Genomic DNA, 18,131 nt, shown 5'->3' with positions numbered 1-18,131 from the left:
ATATTAAAAATGAGGGGACACGATGACCGTGCCCCCTCTTGTTATTATTATTTGGTCATAGAATATGGCTTGTCCGTAGCCTTCAATCCTCTGCTCTTGTTGGGCTTGGAGGTCATGTCAAACTCGATAGTAGCTCCATTGACCAGCTGGTCATGTGTAAAATAGAGTTTGGTGTAAGGACGGCCATTTATGCGGACGTTGCGGATATAGCGATTGCGATCGCTTACTCCAGGAGCCTTGATAGTGACGGTCTTTCCATTGGGAAGATTAATCTGCATATAAGGCAGGAAAGGAGCGCCAATGACATACTGGTCGCTACCAGGGCAGACGGGATAGAAACCCATGGCAGAGAACAGATACCATGCCGACATCTGGCCGCAGTCATCATTACCGCTCAAACCACGGATATTGTTCTTATACATCTGATCCATAATGGTACGCAGACGCTCTTGAGATTTCCATGGAGCTGAAGTCCAGGCGTAGAGATAGGGAATGTGGTGGCTGGGCTCATTGCCATGTACATAGCCGCCAACCAGTCCCTCTTCGGTAATGTCTTCGTTGTCCACATAGTACTTCTCTGGCAAGTGCATCTGGAACAATTCGTCAATACGTTTTTGGAAAGCCTTGTCGCCTCCATACAATTTCATGAGACCATTGACATCCTGAGGAGCTTGGAAGGAGAAGTTCCACGAGTTGCCCTCAATGAATCCCTCGTCATAAGTCTGGTATGGATCCAGGTCTTTCTTGAACTCGCCGTTGGCATAACGTGGAGAGGCAAAGCCTATCTTCTTGTCAAAAGTATTGCGATAGAACAAGGCACGCTTGGCATATTTGTCCGCAATGTCTTTGCGTCCCATTTTGAGAGCGGCGGCATAGATGGTCCAGTCATCGTATGAGTACTCGAGTGTGTTGGATGCTGCTGTCTTGTCTTTGTCGTATGGAGCATATCCCAATTCCTTGTATTTGTCAACGCTTGGGAAGTAAGAGCAGTTTGCGGTCTCGTCCATAGCGCGGAGAGCTTCGTCGGCATTGAGAGCGGCGCCCTTGACGAGAGCGTCGGCTACAACCGTAACAGCATGGTATCCCGTCATGCACCAGCCTTCATTGCCCATGAGGCTCCAAACCGGCAGCATGTGCAGGCGATTCTGCTGCTGGTGGGCTATCATAGACTTTACCATGTTCAGGTTGTGCTTTGGCTTTACCAACTGGAGGAATGGATGTTCTGCACGATAAGTATCCCAAACCGAGAAGATAGTGTAATTGTCAAAGTCCTTGGCTTCATGGATGTTGCCATCTACGCCACGGTATTTTCTATCCACGTCCATGTAGATGGAAGGGTTAATCAGCGTATGATATAAAGATGTATATATCATAGCCTTTTGGTCTTCGCTTCCTTCTACATCAATACATGCAAGTTCCTTTTCCCACAGAGCCTCATTCTTGGCACGGGCCTGTTCGAATGTCAAACCTTCAGCTTCGGCTTTGAGGTTCTTGAGTGCGCCCTCGGTGCTGACAGCAGAAAGCGCAACCTTTACGGTGATAGGTTTGCGGTCGGTATTGTCAAAGTTGAAATAGGTGACAACGCCCTGGCCGGCAATCTCGGGGAAATTGTTGTATATGTCAAACTTGCGCCAGAAGCCACGGTACTTCAGTTGCTTCATGTCGCGATAGCCATAGGTCTTGATAGGCTTGCTCAGACTGATGGCAAAATAGGTATAGTTGGCTCTTGACCATCCATTGGTGATGCGATAACCAGTGAGCAGCGTGTCATTCTCCACGCGCAGCGTGCTCCACAGCACCTTGCCGTCGTAATTGTAGATGCCGTGCATGAGGTCAATTATCAGGCGGGCCTCGCTTACATCGGGGAATGTATATTTATGTACGCCCACGCGGGGAGTGGTGGTAAACTGCGCACGTACATTGTTGTCGGCAAGAGTCACCTCGTAATAGCCTACCGATGCCTTTTCTGTCTCATGTGAATAGCGTGAACGGTAGCCCGAGTCGGGGTCCTTTGCAGTACCGGGGTTGAGCTGCAATTTGCCAGTCTGTGGCATGATGAGAATGTCGCCCAGGTCACTGTGGCCAGTGCCGCTCAGATGGGTGTGGCTGAAACCTACGATTGTCGGGTCGTCATATTGGTATCCGGCGCAATAGGAATAAACCTCCGTTTGATACTTGCCATCCACATTCTGTGGAATGGTGTCGGTCTCGGGACTAAGCTGCACGATACCGAATGGTGAACAGGCACCTGGAAAGGTATGGCCCATACCGGCTGTACCAATCATCGGGTTAACATAACTCGACCTTGTGCGTTGCTGCGCTTGGGCTAATGCACACATGGCCATCATTGTGATAGCTGATAAAAGCAGTACTTTCTTCTTCATGATTATATTACTGATATTAGTTATTATTCTTGTTGTCTATTATTCATGGTGGTATGGCTCACCTTTTATTATAGTGCAAGCACGATAGAGCTGTTCGGTAAATACCAGACGCACCATCTGGTGCGAGAAGGTAAGCCGCGAGAGGCTCAACTTGTCGTTGGCTCGTTGATAGACATCGGGAGAGAAACCGTAGGGGCCACCTATCACAAACACCAAACGGCGTGATGTCTGCTGTCGCTTTTCGAGCCATTGGGCCAGTTCTATGCTTCGCAACTCTGCTCCATGTTCGTCCAGGAGCACCAGCGTATCTGAGGCTTGCAGCTGTTTTAGTATCAGCTCGCCTTCACGCTCTTTCTGCTGCTCTTCAGAGAGGCTCTTGGTGTTCTTGATTTCTGGTATGGTGATTATCTCAAAGGGCATGTAGTGGCCGATGCGCTCGGTATAGTCCTTGATGCCTGCCGCAAAATGCTTGTTCGTGGTTTTGCCAACCAGAATTAATATTGACTTCATTGGCGATTCTTGTTTTTAGGAAACCAACCTTTGTCTACACGTTTTTTCTGTTCAAACAGTTCGCCTATTGACCATAGGCAACTCGCCCCAATCACTCCCAGAAGACTGGAGAGGATAACCTGGGCTATGCAAAGCGAGGCTATTATGGCGCCAATCCCCAACACCAGGAATACCCACCATGGGCCGGTACCAAAATAATATTCGGTCTTGATTACTATCGGATGGAATACTCCGATAATAAGAAAAGTGCCGAAAGCGATTATCAAGCCGGTGAAAAACATAATAAATACACGTTTATTGATTATTGCTTGCAAAAATACAAAAAAAAATCGTCTAATTGGCGATTATCACGGATATAATTTGTTATCTTTGCATCAGACTATAACAATTTATTTAACGTAATATGGAAAATAATGCACAATTGATTGCTCAGTGCACAGAAAAGGCACAGCAATGGTTAACTCCTGCTTTTGACGAGGCTACTCGCAAGGAGGTAGAAGCGCTCATCGCTTCGGAAGACAAGACCAATCTCATCGAATGTTTCTATAAGGACCTTGAATTTGGTACCGGTGGTCTTCGTGGTATCATGGGTGCAGGTAGCAATCGTATGAATATCTATACAGTTGGCATGGCAACACAAGGATTTGCCAACTATCTTAAACTGAACTTCAAGGACAAGGAGCAAATCTCTGTTGTAGTATGTCATGACTGCCGCAACAACAGCCGCCTCTTTGCCGAGAATGTAGCAGCTATCTTCTCTGCTAATGGTATCAAGGTATATCTCTTTGACGATATGCGTCCTACTCCAGAGTGCTCTTTCGCAATCCGCCATCTCGGATGCCAGGCAGGTGTTAACATTACTGCCAGCCACAACCCCAAGGAGTACAATGGCTATAAGGCTTACTGGGAGGATGGAGCCCAGGTGCTGTCACCCCACGATACTGGCATCATCGACGAAGTCAACAAGGTTACTGTAGCCGACGTGAAGTTTGCTGCCAACAAGGACCTTATCCAGATTATCGGCGAAGAGATTGACAAGGCATACCTCGAGAAGATACGTACTGTATGCATCGACCCTGAAGTGATTAAGCGTCAGAAAGACCTGAAGATAGTTTACACTCCTCTGCATGGCACTGGTATGATGCTGATTCCCCAGTCACTCAAGTTATGGGGCTTTGAGAATGTACATTGTGTCAAGGAGCAGATGCAGCGTAGTGGCGATTTCCCAACAGTGGTTTCTCCTAACCCCGAGAATGGCGAGGCGCTGACTCTGGCTCTCAGAGACGCCAAGGAGATTGACGCCGACATCGTTATGGCCAGCGACCCCGATGCCGACCGCGTAGGTATGGCCTGCAAGAACGACAAGGGCGAGTGGATACTTATCAATGGCAACCAGACCTGTCTGCTCTTCCTCTATTACATCATTACCAACCGCAAGGCAATGGGCAAGATGAAGGACACCGACTTTATCGTCAAGACTATTGTTACCACCGAGGTTATCCGCAAGATTGCTGAGAAGAACCATATCGAAATGCGCGATTGCTACACAGGCTTCAAGTGGATTGCACGTGAGATTGCCATCTCTGAAGGCAAGCAGCAGTTTATCGGTGGTGGCGAAGAGAGCTACGGCTTTATGGCCGAAGACTTTGTTCGTGACAAGGACGCCGTTTCTGCATGTTCTCTCTTGGCTGAGATTTGTGCTTATGCCAAGGACAAGGGCAAGACTCTCTACGAACTGTTGATGGAAATCTATCTTGAGTATGGTTTCTCAGAGGAATATACCATCAATGTGGTTAAGCCTGGCAAGACTGGTGCCGACGAAATCAAGCAGATGATGACCAACTTCCGCAACAATCCTCCCAAGGACCTCGCAGGAAGCAAGATAGTATGTTCTAAGGACTTCCAGAGCCTGACCCAGACCGATAGCGAGGGCAATGTCACCAAACTTGATATGCCTGCTACCAGCAATGTGCTGCAGTGGTTCTGCGAGGATGGCACCAAACTTAGCGTAAGACCGTCTGGAACTGAGCCTAAGATTAAGTTCTACTTTGAGGTCAAGGGCACTATGAAGTGCGCAGGATGCTATACCCGTTGCAAGGAGGAAGGTATGGCCAAGATAGAGGAAATCAAGAAGCAGCTGGGTCTCTAACCCAACGCTCCTATAGCCAGTAAATAGATTTAGGTGTCTGATTGTCGTCATGTTGACCAATCAGACACCTTTTTTATGTGCTTGAATTTCGTCAGTGATTATGTTGTTTTCTTTCCCAACCATGTTGAAGATAATTTCAAGGTTTGAAATGACGGTTTCGTGGTTGGCAATAGATTTTTCACGGTCTGATTTCTGCAACTCGTAGTTCGCAATCACTTTGTAGGTGGTCATGGGGTAGAATGAATCAGACTGGGGCTTGGCGGAATTAAGGAGCGGCTTGAAAAAAGTGTAGGTAAGTTTTGTAATCTCGCCATTTTTGAGTAGTTTTGCATTTCAAAAAAGACAAAACGACAATGCTCAATTTTATATCTTTCGGAAGCGGTAGCAGTGGTAACTGCTATTTTTTTTATAATGACACTGACAATCTGATGGTTGATGTCGGTGTCGGCATACGAACGCTGAAGAAACACTTCTCTAATTATGGTCTTTCTCTGTCGCAGATACAGAATATCATCGTCACCCATGACCATGCTGACCATATCAAGTCTGTGGGCTGTATCAGCAAGGACTTCCATATCCCGGTCTACGCCACGGCCACGGTCCATCATGGCATTGAGCGAAATTACTGTGTAAGGGCCAAGGTTCCGGTTGGCAACAAGCATGTGATAGAAAATGGCGTCATGCAGAAGTTGGGCAATTTCAACATTACCTCATTCCATGTGCCTCATGACAGTATGGACTGCGTGGGCTACCAGATAGAGCATGAGGGTATGACTATAGTTCTGGCAACCGATGTGGGTGAAATTACCGATGAAATCAGAAAGGCTATCAGCGTCGCTGATTACCTGATAATTGAGGCCAATCACGATGAAGCCATGCTGATGAGCGGCCCCTATTCGGCCTATCTCAAACAGCGAGTGAGTGGTCCCAACGGACATCTCAGCAATAAGAATTGTGCCAAAGTAATAGCCGAAGAGGCTTCAGAGAAGCTGAAACATATATGGTTGTGCCATTTGTCTGAAGAAAACAATCATCCGGAACTTGCACGCATAACCATAGAACAGACATTGGCAGAAGCCGGAAAACCGATAGGAGGCAGTTTGAAACTGGATGTACTGAAACGCAAGATACCGACAGGTGTATTCAAACTTACTTCTGACAACGAGCAAGATTAATATAGTACCCAATCTTATATAACGTGAACAACATCAAGCGGGGGCAGGTCACAATCTGTCTCCGCATTTTGTTTTGTACCAATCGGAACAATGCTCCAGCCAGATGATGCAGGTGTATGCGTTCGACAACTGCCGTTACGGCGATGATGCGGGAATAGTCTTTCAGTTGGGAGCGGTGCCGGTACAGGGTCAACAGGCTCTCTTCTACTTTTAGCATATATGATTCGTTGGTCTCAAAATCATAATAACCCACGGGATTGTCAATATGCTGAATGGGAATGCCTGCTCGGCACAACTGGTCGCCATACGCCACGTCTTCATATCCGTAGCCTTCGTAGGAAACGTCTAATGGGTGGGCGATAAAGATGCTTCGGTCTATGCAGAAGTTGGAGGTGTGAAAGTCTTTATAGCAGTTCCGTTGTCTCACCGAGGCCCGATGACTGTGCTCGGCTTGGCGTTCATACTCATAGCGCAGATTGCCCGCATGATTTCCCACGATACTATAGCCGCCATATATTACAGGGGCTGAAGATGCAAGGTAGGTTTTCACAAAGTCTTCGGACACGATGCACATATCTGAGTCGATGAAGAGCAGGCGGTCGTATTGCGCTTTCTCGGCAAGGAAGTTGCGGATAGCCGCACGACCCATATTCTGCTCGTTGCGGATGAAGGTGCAATTGTCCCAGGTGCCGATGATGCGATTCTGATTGACGGCAGTCTCATCGATAGAACCATCGTCTGCAACGACAATCTCCCAAGAAGGCAACTGGGCCGAGGCGCATTGGCGGTGCAAATCGCGCACAAGCTGGGTGCAGTCGCAATTGTATTCAGGTATCAGTATGGACAGTCCTTTCATATCTTTATGCTTCTTTGAGTTTGTCTGCCAGATACTTGCCGGTAATGCTTTCCTTGCATGTCGCCAGATTTTCTGGCGTTCCCTCAAATACCAGGCCGCCACCTTTGTCTCCGCCATCGGGTCCGAGGTCGATGACCCAGTCGGCACACTTGATGACCTCCATATTGTGCTCGATAATCAGTATGGAATGACCTCGCTTGATAAGCGAGTCAAACGAGTGGAGCAGTTTCTGGATGTCGTGGAAATGCAAGCCCGTCGTAGGCTCGTCAAAGATAAACAGGGTGGGGTCGGCTTTCTCTTGCCCAATAAAGTAAGCCAATTTGACACGCTGGTTTTCGCCTCCCGACAGCGTAGAAGAGCTCTGTCCCAACTTTATATAGCCAAGTCCGACATCCTGAAGAGGCTTCAGGCGGTTGACAATGACTGGTTGGTTGTACTGGGTAAAGAAGTCGATGGCTTCGGATATGGTCATGCAGAGCACATCGTAGATGTTCTTGTCGTGGAAGGTAACATCGAGGATGTCTTTTTGGAACCGCCGGCCGTGGCAGGCTTCACACTCGAGCACCAAGTCGGCCATGAACTGCATCTCTACCGTGATGACGCCTGCTCCTTTACATTCCTCGCATCGTCCACCCTCGGCGTTGAACGAGAAGTATTGGGCAGTATACCCCATCTGGCGCGAAAGGGGCTGGTCGGCAAACAACTGCCGGATGGCATCGTATGCCTTGACGTAGGTGGCCGGATTGGACCTGGTGGATTTGCCAATAGGATTCTGGTCGACAAACTCGACGTGCTTGATGGAATCCACGTCGCCCTCGAGGGACAGATACTCTCCTGGCAAATCGGCAACCTCATCGAGTCTGCGCTTCAGTGCGGGATAGAGTATACCCTTGATGAGAGAACTCTTGCCCGAACCCGACACACCGGTGACGACGGTCATGACATTGAGCGGTATCTGTACGTCTATGCCTCTGAGGTTGTTCATGCGGGCGCCCTTGACCGTCAGGGAGCGATTCCATGGACGGCGCGATGCGGGTATGGCTATTGTCTCTTCACCGGTAAGATATTTCACGGTATAAGACTGCGGATAGTCCTTGACGGTAGCCTTAGACAGCTGGGCCATATCGCCTTCGAAGACGATGCTTCCTCCATGCTGGCCTGCATCGGGACCGACATCTATCAGGTAGTCGGCGGCACGCATGATTTCTTCGTCGTGTTCTACCACTATCACGGTATTGCCCAACTGCTGCAGTTCTCTCAGAACTTTTATCAACCGTTGGGTGTCGCGACTGTGAAGTCCTATGGACGGTTCGTCAAGGATATAAAGAGAACCCACAAGCGAACTGCCGATGGCGGTGGTAAGGCTGATGCGTTGAGATTCGCCTCCAGACAGACTGTTGGACTGGCGGTTCAGCGTGAGGTATTGCAGCCCAACCTGACACAGGTAATCCAGACGATTGGTAATCTCTGTCAACAGACGTTTGCTTACTTTCTGCTCGTACTCAGATAGTTGCAGATTCCTGAACCATTCCAGCAGGTTGCCTATGGGCATCTGTACGAGGTCGGTTATGCTTCGCCCATTAATCTTTACCCAGTTGGCCTCCTTCTTAAGACGTCCGCCACGACAATCAGGACACGTGGTGCGTCCACGATAGCAACTCAGCATCACACGATATTGTATTTTATACTGGTTGTCTTTGACCATCTGGAAGAAAGAGTCGATGCAAACCTTGTCATGAATGTTCATGTGTTGCTCGGATGGCAGCCCATGCCACAGCATATCCTTCTCGGCTTGGGTCAGGGCATTATAGGGGGTGAAGATGGGGAAGTTGTCTTTCTGTGCGCGTCGGCAGAACTCTTCCTTCCAAGCCTTCATCTTCTCTCCATGCCAGCATTTGACGCATCCCTCATAGACACTCAGCGTAGAATTGGGGATAACCAGTTTCTCGTCAATGCCGATGATGCTTCCAAAGCCCTCGCAGGTAGGGCAGGCCCCTACAGGAGAGTTGAAGGAGAACATATTGTCATTGGGCTCTTCAAAGGTTATGCCGTCGGCCTCGAATCTTGTGGAGAACTCGTAGGACAAGTTGGACGGTATGAATACCAATACGCAGGTGCCGTTGCCTTCGTACATGGCGGTCTCTGCCGAATCGACCAGGCGTGACACCTGGTCATTCTCTGCCGAAACGGTAAGGCGGTCGACCACTATATATACATCTTTGGCATCGGGTAGGGGCTCGGTGCTTGCGAGAAGGTCGTCCAGACGCTGCACCTCCTTATTGACATACAGGCGCTGGTAGCCTCCCTGTCGGTACATTTCCAACTGCTGAGCCAGAGTGCGGTTTTCGGCCACATGGACAGGGGCCAATATCAGAAAGCGGGTACCCTCGGCAAACTGGTGGGTGCACGCTATGATGTCTTCTGTAGAATGACGCTTTACCTCCTGGCCGCTAATCGGAGAGAAGGTCTTGCCTATACGTGCGAAGAGCAATCGAAGATATTCGTAAATCTCTGTAGATGTACCTACGGTAGAACGCGGGTTGCGCGAAATTACACGCTGCTCAATGGCAATTGCAGGAGGAAGTCCCTTGACGAAGTCATACTCGGGCTTGCTCATTCTTCCCAAGAACTGACGGGCATAACTGGAGAGAGACTCTACATAACGGCGCTGTCCTTCGGCATAGAGCGTATCGAAAGCCAATGAACTCTTGCCCGAACCACTGACTCCCGCTATGACAACAAACTTGTTGCGGGGGATTGATATATTGATATTTTTCAGGTTGTTGACCCTTACGCCTTTCAGTTCTATATAGTCCATAAGAAGAATAATTGGTAATGCTTAAGTAATGGTGATTGGGAAAAAAACAATCACCTTGGGTATGCTAAAGATTACCATTTGTAATGCCCAAGATGATTGTGTTAGAATATTATGATTATCTTAGAGGCTGAGGAACAGTCTGTGTATCTCTTCCGAGTCATTGAGCTCGGGATGGAATGAGGTAACAAGCTGGCTACCTTGGCGTGCGGCCACGATATTGCCATCGACTGTTGCTAATACTTCTACTCCCTCGCCCACAGACTGGATGTATGGAGCACGGATGAATGTCATAGGTATCGGATGGTCGATGCCCTTGAACTCAGACTCGGTATAAAAGCTGCCCAACTGACGTCCGTAGGCGTTGCGACGCACGGTAATATCCATGGTGGCAAGTCCGGTGTCGGTCTCGTTCTCGATGTGTTGGGCGAGAAGTATCATTCCTGCGCATGTTCCAAAGACTGGCATTCCGTCAAGGATGCGCTCGCGGATAGGTGTAAAGAGCCCTGTATCCTTGAGCAACTTGCGCAATGTGGTGCTTTCTCCGCCCGGGATAATCAGACGGTTGATGGGTTGTTGGAAATCTTTTAACTGTCTGATTTCAAATGCTTCAACACCTATGTGCTGAAGCATCTGTTCGTGCTCGATGAAGGCTCCTTGGAGAGCTAATACACCTACTCTCATTTGCCACGTTCTGCCATAAGCAGTTCAATCTCCTGCTCGTTGATACCAACCATAGCTTCGCCTAAGTCTTCGCTCAGTTCTGCCAGTTTGACGGGGTCATTGTAATTGGTAACAGCCTGTACGATGGCGGCTGCGCGCTTTGCAGGGTTGCCACTCTTGAAGATTCCGCTTCCAACAAATACGCCTTCAGCACCCAACTGCATCATGAGGGCGGCATCGGCAGGTGTGGCAACACCACCAGCGGCGAAGTTTACTACAGGGAGCTTGCCATTCTCGTGAACATAGACTATGAGGTCGTAAGGTACCTGGAGTTGCTTGGCAGCTTCATAGAGTTCATCCTTGCTCATGCTGGTAATGCGACGGATTTCGCTCTGCATCATGCGCATGTGACTAACGGCCTGAACGACATCGCCTGTACCGGGCTCGCCCTTGGTACGTATCATGGTAGCGCCTTCGGCAATACGACGGAGGGCTTCTCCCAGATTCTTGGCACCACATACGAAGGGCACGTCAAACTGGGTCTTGTCGATGTGATAGATATTGTCGGCAGGAGAGAGTACCTCGCTCTCGTCGATATAGTCAATCTCGATAGCCTGCAGAATCTGTGCCTCGGCAATATGGCCGATACGGCATTTAGCCATTACAGGAATGCTGACAGCCTCCTGGATTCCCTTTATCATCTTGGGGTCACTCATACGTGATACACCTCCGGCTGCGCGGATGTCCGCAGGGATTCGCTCCAATGCCATTACGGCACAGGCACCAGCTGCTTCGGCGATACGTGCCTGCTCGGGGGTTGTTACGTCCATGATTACACCGCCTTTGAGCATCTGAGCCAAGTTGCGGTTCAAAATTTGTCTTTCTGTTGTCATTGTATATGATTTTTACGATAATTACTTGGAGTATATCCAGTGATACGTTTGAAGAACTTGGTAAAGTGAGCCTGTGAAGAGAACTGGTATTCATAGGCTATTTCCTGAATAGTCTTCCCTGTGTTAAAAAGTTCGTTGCAGATTGCGTCTTCCAAATGCTGCTCTATGATGGCTTTGGGTGTCATGCCGCTGATGCGGTTTGTAACCTGGGCCAGATAGCGCGGGGTGACATTCAGGAAGTCGGCATAATAGGCAACATCGCTCCGCTGCTTGAGGTAGGCGGTTATGGCCTTGGTGAAATCGCGGTAGAGTTCGGTGCTGCGGTTATGCGAACTGTCATCGGGAGAAACGTGGATGCGCAGATACTCGGATGCTTTCTGCATGGCCTCGTTTATCGAGTTGCCTTGCGAGAGATAATAAGTAATGGCGGTGGAAAGCAAGTTGGAATATCCGTGAACAGGGGTGTCGTCGAGCAGTGAGACATTGTCTGGGGATGTATTGCCTAATACCAGCGTAGACTCCTTCCTTCTGAGAAGTATCAGCGAACAAAGGGGCAGGAGATGCTGGCGTATCATACCTATGAGATGGCTTTCCATCAGCAGGTCGCCGTTACTGGAAAAGACGACGGGGTCATAGATAACGTATGAAGGCTTGTATCGGCGGAGGTAATTGATGATGACCGATAAGGTCTGGAGATTGCGCACCATTCCAACCTTGACGATGGGGGGCTGCATATCATTCCCAATGGCTTCAATCTGGTCTGCAACTACTTGGGCGGGTATGTCATAAAACTCCTGAATACCAAGCGTATTCTGGATGGTGATACAAGTGACTACAGAAACCATACGGCCTCCAAGTTCAGTAATGGCTCTGATGTCCGCCTGAACACCAGAGCCTCCTGTATTGTCTGAACCTGTAATAGTCAGTATTGTATCCATTGCTCGTCTACCTTTTGCTATGCAAAATAACGTATTATTTCTGACATATCAAAGAAATGTTCTTGAAAAGACAATAAAAACGAGCAATTTAGCAAAATCTTTGTCGCTGTTAATAGAGCCTCTTGGCCTGGCCGTTGATGATATAAGGTGTGTCGGGCTTCATCCAGTCGGGGAGAGGAGCTCCCTTGAGATAGTGGTCGAAGAAATCAGACAGACGCTTGCTCAGGTCTTTGGCATTCTTACGATTGGAGAGATTATGGGCCTCTCGGTTATATTCAAGCAACCAGGCGGGTTTGCCCAAACGACGGAGCGCCATAAACATCTCAATTCCCTGATAATAGGGAACAGCACCATCGGCATTGTTGTGCATGATGAGCACAGGGGTCTTTACCTTGGGGTAATCGAAGAGGGGAGAGTTCTCTATGTAGAGGTCGAAGCCGCTCCAGAGGTCTTTGCCAATACGGCTCTGTGTCTGCTCATACTGGAATTGGCGGCTTATTCCTGTGCCCCATCTGATGCCTCCATAAGCACTCGTCATATTGCAAACGGGAGCACCGGCTCCACCTGCAGCAAACATATCAGTGTGGGCTATGAGATAAGCTACCTGATAGCCACCCCAACTTTGACCCTGGATGGCCATGTGGGAACTGTCCACCCACTTATTGGCTGCAAGAGCTTTGGCACCAGCTACAATACAATTGTAAGCAGATTTGCCAGGATGACCTACCTTATAAACCACATCGGGAACAAAAACAATGTATCCGTTGCTTACAAAGTAAGGGATGTTAACGATGCTGCGGCTGGGCGCAGGACTGAAGTAACGGTAGAGTGACTCACTGTTGCGCTCATAGAAATAGACAATGACCGGATATTTCTTGTTGGGATCAAAGTTATCTGGCTTATAGAGCACACCGTCGAGTGGGGTGCCGTCAAATGCCTTCCACTGGAAGAGCTCTGGCTTACCCCAAGCATAGTCAGCCTGCTGGGGATTGATGTTGCTCAACTGAGTCCACTTGTCGTTGACGAGCCAAAGATTCATAGGAACTTCAAAGTTACCCTTGCATACCATGAACGTGTTGGCAGAATCGGCCTTGCACAGGCTGGTATAGGTATACTTTCCATATTCGAGTTGCTGCAGGTTGGCATTCAAATCTGTCTTTGCGAAGCCGTTCTCCTTGGTGCGGTAGTTGTATACCGAAAGATATATAGGCTGGCAGGCGTCGAAGCCAACCTTGTCTGTAGAAGGCTGAAGGTTGCGGAAACGGTATTGTATGCTATCTTTGCGTCCGTTGCCCTGAGTGAGGTTAAGTGGTTTGTTGCCGTCGAGAGGGATATACCATAGGTCGAAACGGTCGGTGAGAATCATACCACGATTGTCCGAAGTCCATACAACGCCGGCGTAGGGAGCCGCTTCGCTGGGGGTGTCTGTGTCTTCGTTGTAGAATGGAACCTTGAGTGATGCTGTAATGTTGGCAATCTTATGGGTAGAGGTGTTGGCAAGCATCCAGTGATGCTTTTCCAAGTCAAACCATGCGGCGTGTTTGCCATCGGGTGAAATGGTTTCGCCTGCAGTTTTGCAGTCGGCAATCTGGGTGCGCTTGCCTGTATAGGTATCTATGACAGAGATGCGCTTCTTGGTCTGAATATCCCATTGCTGCTCGAGTATGCGTCCGGTATTGTCCACGGAAAGGGCCGTATTTGTAACACTGAGGTCGGGGAATAGCAGTCGGTCGTAGTAAGACTGCCCAAGACGGATGAAGTTGCCTTCGTTGTCAATGGTGCATATTACCTGCGAGGTGCCGTTCTTCAGTTCTCCTGATTTGAACATCGGTGGAATAAGGTCGGCATCATAGCGCCAAATGCTGGGCTCGGCGGTCTCGAAGTCATACTTGGTTTTGTTGTCTGGAGCTACATAGGGCATAATGCCTACCATAATGCGATTGCCGTTACGGGTGTAGTATGGATTTGATTTGTCCGTAATTCCCCAACCATCAATGAGTTTTGAAGAATCATCACTGCTTACAACCGTACGGAGTCCTCCCTGAAGACGGTATTCATAGAGTGAACAGTGGCGGCTACCAGAGGGTATGGTATCTGTGGCTGCCATAAACATAAGTCTGTCGCCTGTCCAATTGAATTTAGGCGATGACATGAATGTGGCTTCTGCCGAGATGCTCTGAGCATCCAGGTTCGACAGATTGGCGAGTTTCATGATATTATGGTTTTTTTTGTCGCGGGCAACGTATGCCATCTGTGAACCTTGGGCATTGATTTCGTAACCAGCTACACAGCGCATGCGCACGGTGTCTCCTGTAGCAAAGGTATAGAGAATCATGTCATTGGCAGCATCCTTGTCCACCTTGGCCTTGGGAGCCTCATCCTTTGTCTTTTTGTCCTTTTTCTTCTTTTTAGCCTTCTCCTTTTCGGCTACCATAGATGGCTCTGGAGTCTTATAGGTCAGAGCAATGGCAACTACAGGCTGCTCTACTCGTCCCATGCTATATCCGCTGACGTTGGCGATTTTCTTAATGCTTCCATCATTGAGGTCTATGATAGCCACAGAGTCCTTGGGCATATCAGCTGCTTTCTTCTTCTTGATTTTAGCATCACGTGTCTGTGAGAACAATGGCTTAATCTGCGCCACTACATATTTCTCGTTTGAGGTGATTCTTGCTCTGTGGCCTCTGGGGAGTGTGATGAGGCGACCGTTGCGGTTGTCGCGGATGTAGAGTGTGCCGTCGCCTTGTTGTGGATTAACTTCCCATAGGCTTACATTGCCTTTTGAGGAGAGGAAAGCAGATTGTACGCTCTGCCAAGCATCATACACATCGTGGGTAAGGGGCTTCTTCTGAGCCCAACCATACTGGATGGCGAGAGCCATCAGGATTAAGAACAACAGTGATTTCTGTTTCATTGGGTATTAAATGAAGTTAGAGTATTAGTGGCCATTCCCATCGGACGAAGTAATCATAAAGACTGATGCAACATGCGGATAGGGGATGGCCACATTGATTGTTAATAAATAGGTGAATTCTACTTTATGCCTCTTGCATTGAGGGCTTTGCTATACTTGGCAGCATTGGCCTGATGGTCCTTATAGTTGCTGGCAAAATTATGAGTACCACTGAAGTCTTCCTTCGCGCACATATATATATAATTATGGTGTACCATATTGAGTACTGCGTCTATGCCTGCCACGGTAGGAATGCGGATGGGGCCTGGAGGCAGACCTGTGTTGACGTATGTGTTGTATGGACTTTGCGTTTGTAGCATATTGTGGTAAATGCGTTTCAACGCAAACTGCTTGAGCGCGAATTTGATAGTAGGGTCGGCCTGCAGCGGCATGCCATTTGGGTATTCTCCATCGCGCATCATCAGGCGATTGTAATACATACCAGCCACCATGGGCTTCTCGGCATTGTTGGCAGTCTCTTCGTCTACTATACTTGCAAGGGTGATAACCTCTATGGGTGTTAGTTTCAGACGCTGCGCCTTAGCCATACGGTCTTCATTCCAGAATGAATCACTCTCCTTCTTCATGCGCTTGAGGAGTTTGGAGAGAGATATGTTCCAGTAGACCTCATATGTATTTGGTACAAACATACATGTGATAGTCTCAGGTGTGTAGCCGTAAGTCTTACAGGTATCTGGGTTGACAAGGGCTGCATGGAGTGTGGCACTGTCAAGCATGAGCTTGGTTGTGAGCTCTTCTGCCAAATCTTCCACCGTACGTACCGAGGGGACTGTGAGGTGCACGGGAGATTGCATGCCTGCTTTGATTCTTCTAAAAAGCTGGAATGCCCCTATTGATGTGGTTATCTCGTAGCGTCCGGTCTTAATGATTTCTGGGTAATCGCTGTGTCTTACAAGCGTGCTCAATCCTTGCATACCGTGACGCGAGGCTATCGGGGTAAGTTTGGTGAATACCGAGTCGATGTTATCGTCCTGGTCTATGTACAGATATTCTGTTGTGGAAGAAACGGAGAAGGCCGAGAAGAAGTAGTAATATGCAAATCCCGACATGACCGCGAGGCAGGTCAATGCCATGACGATATACTTCTTATTGCTTTTTGTAAGTGGTTTCATCTTTATACTAATTAGTTTCATGCAAAGTTAGCGAAAAGCCATTGGAGAACAAAATAAAATGATTTATTTTTTGCCCGTGAGAGTAGCTGTTTCCCGTGGTTTGCCATAAAGATAAGGATAAGGCCAATAATTAGCATTTTTTATAGTTGCTCAGGATAGATGAGTGGGGAATAATTGTTACCTTTGCCGATGTTTGGAGGATATACAATGGAATATCAGACATATATTTTTGACCTTGATGGTACGCTGCTCGATACATTGCATGACTTGGCAGCGAGTACCAATTATGCTCTTCGTACTTATGGCATGCCCGAACACAGCGAAGATGATGTAAGAAGATTTGTAGGTAACGGAGTGAAGAAACTTATGGAGCGGGCTATACCCGAAGGGACGGATAATCCGCTCTTTGACGATGCCTATGCCTGTTTTCGTCAGCATTATCTCAAGCACAATCTCGACACCACGGCGCCCTACGAGGGAGTGATGCCTATGCTGAAAGAACTCAAGAAACGTGGAAAGAACATTGCTGTGGTGAGCAATAAGTTTTATGCCGCCACACAAGAGCTATGCCGTCATTTTTTTGGCGAATATGTAGCGGTGGCGATTGGTGAACGCGAGAATATTCGTAAGAAACCTGCTCCTGATACGGTAGAGGAGGCCCTAAGACAACTTGGGGCAAGTAGGGATGGTGCAGTGTATATTGGCGACAGTGATGTGGATATTGAGACCGCTCGCAACTGTAATATGCCTTGCATCAGTGTGCTGTGGGGATTCCGTTCTCGCGATTTCCTCATCGAGCATGGTGCCCAACGCTTGGTAGAGACGCCAGAAGAAATTCTATTATAAAAAGATTGCAATCTATTGGAGAGATTGCAATCTTGCGATGTATTTTCCGAGAATATCAAACTCTATGTTGACCGTAGAGCCTACTGTGATTTCACCAATATTGGTGTGCTCGCGTGTGTAGGGGATGATGGCAACGCGGAAACTGTTGTCCGTGGGCTGACATACAGTAAGTGATACGCCATTGACTGTTACTGAGCCTTTGTCCACTGTAAAGTAGCCACGATGGGCCATAGCCCTGTCGTAATGGTAGGTAAAATCGTAATAGGTACTGCCGTCGGCATCGGTCACGGCAGTGCATAGTGCGGTTTGGTCCACGTGTCCTTGTACGATATGTCCATCGAGGCGGCCATTCATGAGCATCGAGCGTTCTATGTTAACGTGGCTGCCAACGGTAAGCATACCTAAATTAGAACGGTCGAGCGTCTCTTTCATCGCGGTGACCGTATAACAATCACCATCGATAGCCACTACTGTAAGGCAGACGCCGTTGTGGGCTATGCTTTGGTCTATCTTGAGCTCAGCGGTGAACGAGCATCTCAGGGTGATATGTATATTCTCTTGTTCTCTGACGATGGCTGTGACTGTGGCCATCTCTTCTACTATTCCACTAAACATGCTGTAATCGTATTATTGGGTAAAAAAATAAAGAAGGGGTTGCACGATGATGTGATGATAAGTCCGAGTAAATAAGATTTGAGTGCCCTCCGCCTTTGTAATCCATCGGTCTTTCGACTTAGTTCCCTTGAGGGAGTTTATATGGCCCGCCATTGACAAGAGGAGCTTTCTCGGTAATTGTTTTAAATGTGATGACTATCC

General features: G+C 48.3%; 15 protein-coding genes. 3 read left to right on the top strand and 12 right to left on the bottom strand.

What is annotated here, in order from left to right; genetic code table 11:
- Nucleotides 1-47: 47 nt before the first annotated feature.
- Genes CIK95_RS09140 through CIK95_RS09130 form a run of 3 tightly spaced genes read right to left on the bottom strand, consistent with a single transcriptional unit; the run spans nucleotide 48 to nucleotide 3,175 of the window.
- Entirely contained in the window at nucleotides 48-2,384 is a 2,337-nt protein-coding gene (locus CIK95_RS09140; protein WP_094466842.1) for a GH92 family glycosyl hydrolase, read from the bottom strand.
- 39 nt (nucleotides 2,385-2,423) lie between these two features.
- Nucleotides 2,424-2,894, bottom strand: coding sequence for a 23S rRNA (pseudouridine(1915)-N(3))-methyltransferase RlmH (gene rlmH / locus CIK95_RS09135; protein ID WP_022311437.1), 471 nt, complete (start codon nucleotides 2,892-2,894; stop codon nucleotides 2,424-2,426).
- Complete coding sequence (locus CIK95_RS09130; RefSeq protein WP_094388936.1) at nucleotides 2,891-3,175, bottom strand: DUF4491 family protein; 285 nt, start codon at nucleotides 3,173-3,175, stop codon at nucleotides 2,891-2,893. Before CIK95_RS09130 ends, rlmH begins: the two co-directional genes overlap by 4 nt.
- A 122-nt stretch (nucleotides 3,176-3,297) precedes the next feature.
- Between CIK95_RS09130 and CIK95_RS09125 the strand changes: the two genes are divergently transcribed.
- Nucleotides 3,298-5,043: a phospho-sugar mutase gene (locus tag CIK95_RS09125; protein ID WP_094466841.1), complete on the top strand. Its 1,746-nt coding sequence runs from the start codon at nucleotides 3,298-3,300 to the stop codon at nucleotides 5,041-5,043.
- 60 nt (nucleotides 5,044-5,103) lie between these two features.
- Here CIK95_RS09125 and CIK95_RS13190 read toward each other — a convergent pair whose 3' ends face one another.
- Nucleotides 5,104-5,274, bottom strand: coding sequence for a hypothetical protein (locus CIK95_RS13190; RefSeq protein WP_158215117.1), 171 nt, complete (start codon nucleotides 5,272-5,274; stop codon nucleotides 5,104-5,106).
- A 122-nt stretch (nucleotides 5,275-5,396) separates the two neighbouring features.
- On the opposite strand from CIK95_RS13190, the gene CIK95_RS09120 reads away from it, so the two are divergent.
- A complete protein-coding gene (locus CIK95_RS09120; protein ID WP_094388938.1) occupies nucleotides 5,397-6,218 on the top strand; it encodes an MBL fold metallo-hydrolase in 822 nt (273 codons plus the stop codon).
- Here CIK95_RS09120 and CIK95_RS09115 read toward each other — a convergent pair.
- The 7 genes from CIK95_RS09115 to mltG all read right to left on the bottom strand — a co-directional run bounded on the left by CIK95_RS09115 (nucleotide 6,193) and on the right by mltG (nucleotide 16,469).
- The gene (locus tag CIK95_RS09115; RefSeq protein ID WP_158215116.1) at nucleotides 6,193-7,074 is read right to left on the bottom strand and encodes a glycosyltransferase; all 882 of its coding nucleotides are present in this window, start codon (nucleotides 7,072-7,074) and stop codon (nucleotides 6,193-6,195) included. The genes CIK95_RS09120 and CIK95_RS09115 overlap by 26 nt on opposite strands.
- Before the next feature lie 4 nt (nucleotides 7,075-7,078).
- Nucleotides 7,079-9,892 carry an excinuclease ABC subunit UvrA gene (gene uvrA / locus CIK95_RS09110; RefSeq protein ID WP_094388940.1) on the bottom strand — a complete coding sequence of 938 codons (2,814 nt, stop codon included), beginning with the start codon at nucleotides 9,890-9,892 and terminating at the stop codon, nucleotides 7,079-7,081.
- Between the two features lie 120 nt (nucleotides 9,893-10,012).
- On the bottom strand, nucleotides 10,013-10,573 hold the full coding sequence (gene pdxT, locus CIK95_RS09105) for a pyridoxal 5'-phosphate synthase glutaminase subunit PdxT (RefSeq protein ID WP_094388941.1): 561 nt from the start codon (nucleotides 10,571-10,573) through the stop codon (nucleotides 10,013-10,015).
- A complete protein-coding gene (gene pdxS / locus CIK95_RS09100) occupies nucleotides 10,570-11,445 on the bottom strand; it encodes a pyridoxal 5'-phosphate synthase lyase subunit PdxS (protein ID WP_094386890.1) in 876 nt (291 codons plus the stop codon). The genes pdxT and pdxS overlap by 4 nt, the downstream gene beginning before the upstream one ends.
- On the bottom strand, nucleotides 11,442-12,383 hold the full coding sequence (locus CIK95_RS09095) for a bifunctional hydroxymethylpyrimidine kinase/phosphomethylpyrimidine kinase (protein ID WP_094386891.1): 942 nt from the start codon (nucleotides 12,381-12,383) through the stop codon (nucleotides 11,442-11,444). The genes pdxS and CIK95_RS09095 overlap by 4 nt, the downstream gene beginning before the upstream one ends.
- A gap of 109 nt (nucleotides 12,384-12,492) precedes the next feature.
- Nucleotides 12,493-15,297: a prolyl oligopeptidase family serine peptidase gene (locus tag CIK95_RS09090; RefSeq protein ID WP_094466839.1), complete on the bottom strand. Its 2,805-nt coding sequence runs from the start codon at nucleotides 15,295-15,297 to the stop codon at nucleotides 12,493-12,495.
- A 119-nt stretch (nucleotides 15,298-15,416) separates the two neighbouring features.
- On the bottom strand, nucleotides 15,417-16,469 hold the full coding sequence (gene mltG, locus CIK95_RS09085; RefSeq protein WP_094466838.1) for an endolytic transglycosylase MltG: 1,053 nt from the start codon (nucleotides 16,467-16,469) through the stop codon (nucleotides 15,417-15,419).
- A 207-nt stretch (nucleotides 16,470-16,676) separates the two neighbouring features.
- Here mltG and CIK95_RS09080 point away from each other — a divergent pair, with 207 nt between their 5' ends.
- Complete coding sequence (locus CIK95_RS09080) at nucleotides 16,677-17,315, top strand: HAD family hydrolase (protein WP_094386894.1); 639 nt, start codon at nucleotides 16,677-16,679, stop codon at nucleotides 17,313-17,315.
- A 12-nt stretch (nucleotides 17,316-17,327) separates the two neighbouring features.
- Here the strand turns inward: CIK95_RS09080 and CIK95_RS09075 are convergent, their stop codons facing one another.
- Nucleotides 17,328-17,930, bottom strand: a complete 603-nt coding sequence (locus CIK95_RS09075; protein WP_022311425.1) for a riboflavin synthase — start codon at nucleotides 17,928-17,930, stop codon at nucleotides 17,328-17,330.
- Between the last annotated feature and the right edge of the window lie 201 nt (nucleotides 17,931-18,131).

Origin of the sequence: Prevotella sp. P5-108 (assembly GCF_002251385.1) — a bacterium.
In the GTDB taxonomy this organism is placed as follows: domain Bacteria; phylum Bacteroidota; class Bacteroidia; order Bacteroidales; family Bacteroidaceae; genus Prevotella.
Note: the sequence above shows the minus strand (reverse complement) of the source record. Positions and strands in the feature narration are given on the sequence as shown.

Coding starts and splice junctions, on each gene's coding strand:
- CIK95_RS09140 (WP_094466842.1), bottom strand. CDS start 2,384: ATGAAGAAGAAAGTACTGCTTTTATCAGCTATCACAATGATGGCCATG.
- rlmH (WP_022311437.1), bottom strand. CDS start 2,894: ATGAAGTCAATATTAATTCTGGTTGGCAAAACCACGAACAAGCATTTT.
- CIK95_RS09130 (WP_094388936.1), bottom strand. CDS start 3,175: ATGTTTTTCACCGGCTTGATAATCGCTTTCGGCACTTTTCTTATTATC.
- CIK95_RS09125 (WP_094466841.1), top strand. CDS start 3,298: ATGGAAAATAATGCACAATTGATTGCTCAGTGCACAGAAAAGGCACAG.
- CIK95_RS13190 (WP_158215117.1), bottom strand. CDS start 5,274: ATGACCACCTACAAAGTGATTGCGAACTACGAGTTGCAGAAATCAGAC.
- CIK95_RS09120 (WP_094388938.1), top strand. CDS start 5,397: ATGCTCAATTTTATATCTTTCGGAAGCGGTAGCAGTGGTAACTGCTAT.
- CIK95_RS09115 (WP_158215116.1), bottom strand. CDS start 7,074: ATGAAAGGACTGTCCATACTGATACCTGAATACAATTGCGACTGCACC.
- uvrA (WP_094388940.1), bottom strand. CDS start 9,892: ATGGACTATATAGAACTGAAAGGCGTAAGGGTCAACAACCTGAAAAAT.
- pdxT (WP_094388941.1), bottom strand. CDS start 10,573: ATGAGAGTAGGTGTATTAGCTCTCCAAGGAGCCTTCATCGAGCACGAA.
- pdxS (WP_094386890.1), bottom strand. CDS start 11,445: ATGACAACAGAAAGACAAATTTTGAACCGCAACTTGGCTCAGATGCTC.
- CIK95_RS09095 (WP_094386891.1), bottom strand. CDS start 12,383: ATGGATACAATACTGACTATTACAGGTTCAGACAATACAGGAGGCTCT.
- CIK95_RS09090 (WP_094466839.1), bottom strand. CDS start 15,297: ATGAAACAGAAATCACTGTTGTTCTTAATCCTGATGGCTCTCGCCATC.
- mltG (WP_094466838.1), bottom strand. CDS start 16,469: ATGAAACCACTTACAAAAAGCAATAAGAAGTATATCGTCATGGCATTG.
- CIK95_RS09080 (WP_094386894.1), top strand. CDS start 16,677: ATGGAATATCAGACATATATTTTTGACCTTGATGGTACGCTGCTCGAT.
- CIK95_RS09075 (WP_022311425.1), bottom strand. CDS start 17,930: ATGTTTAGTGGAATAGTAGAAGAGATGGCCACAGTCACAGCCATCGTC.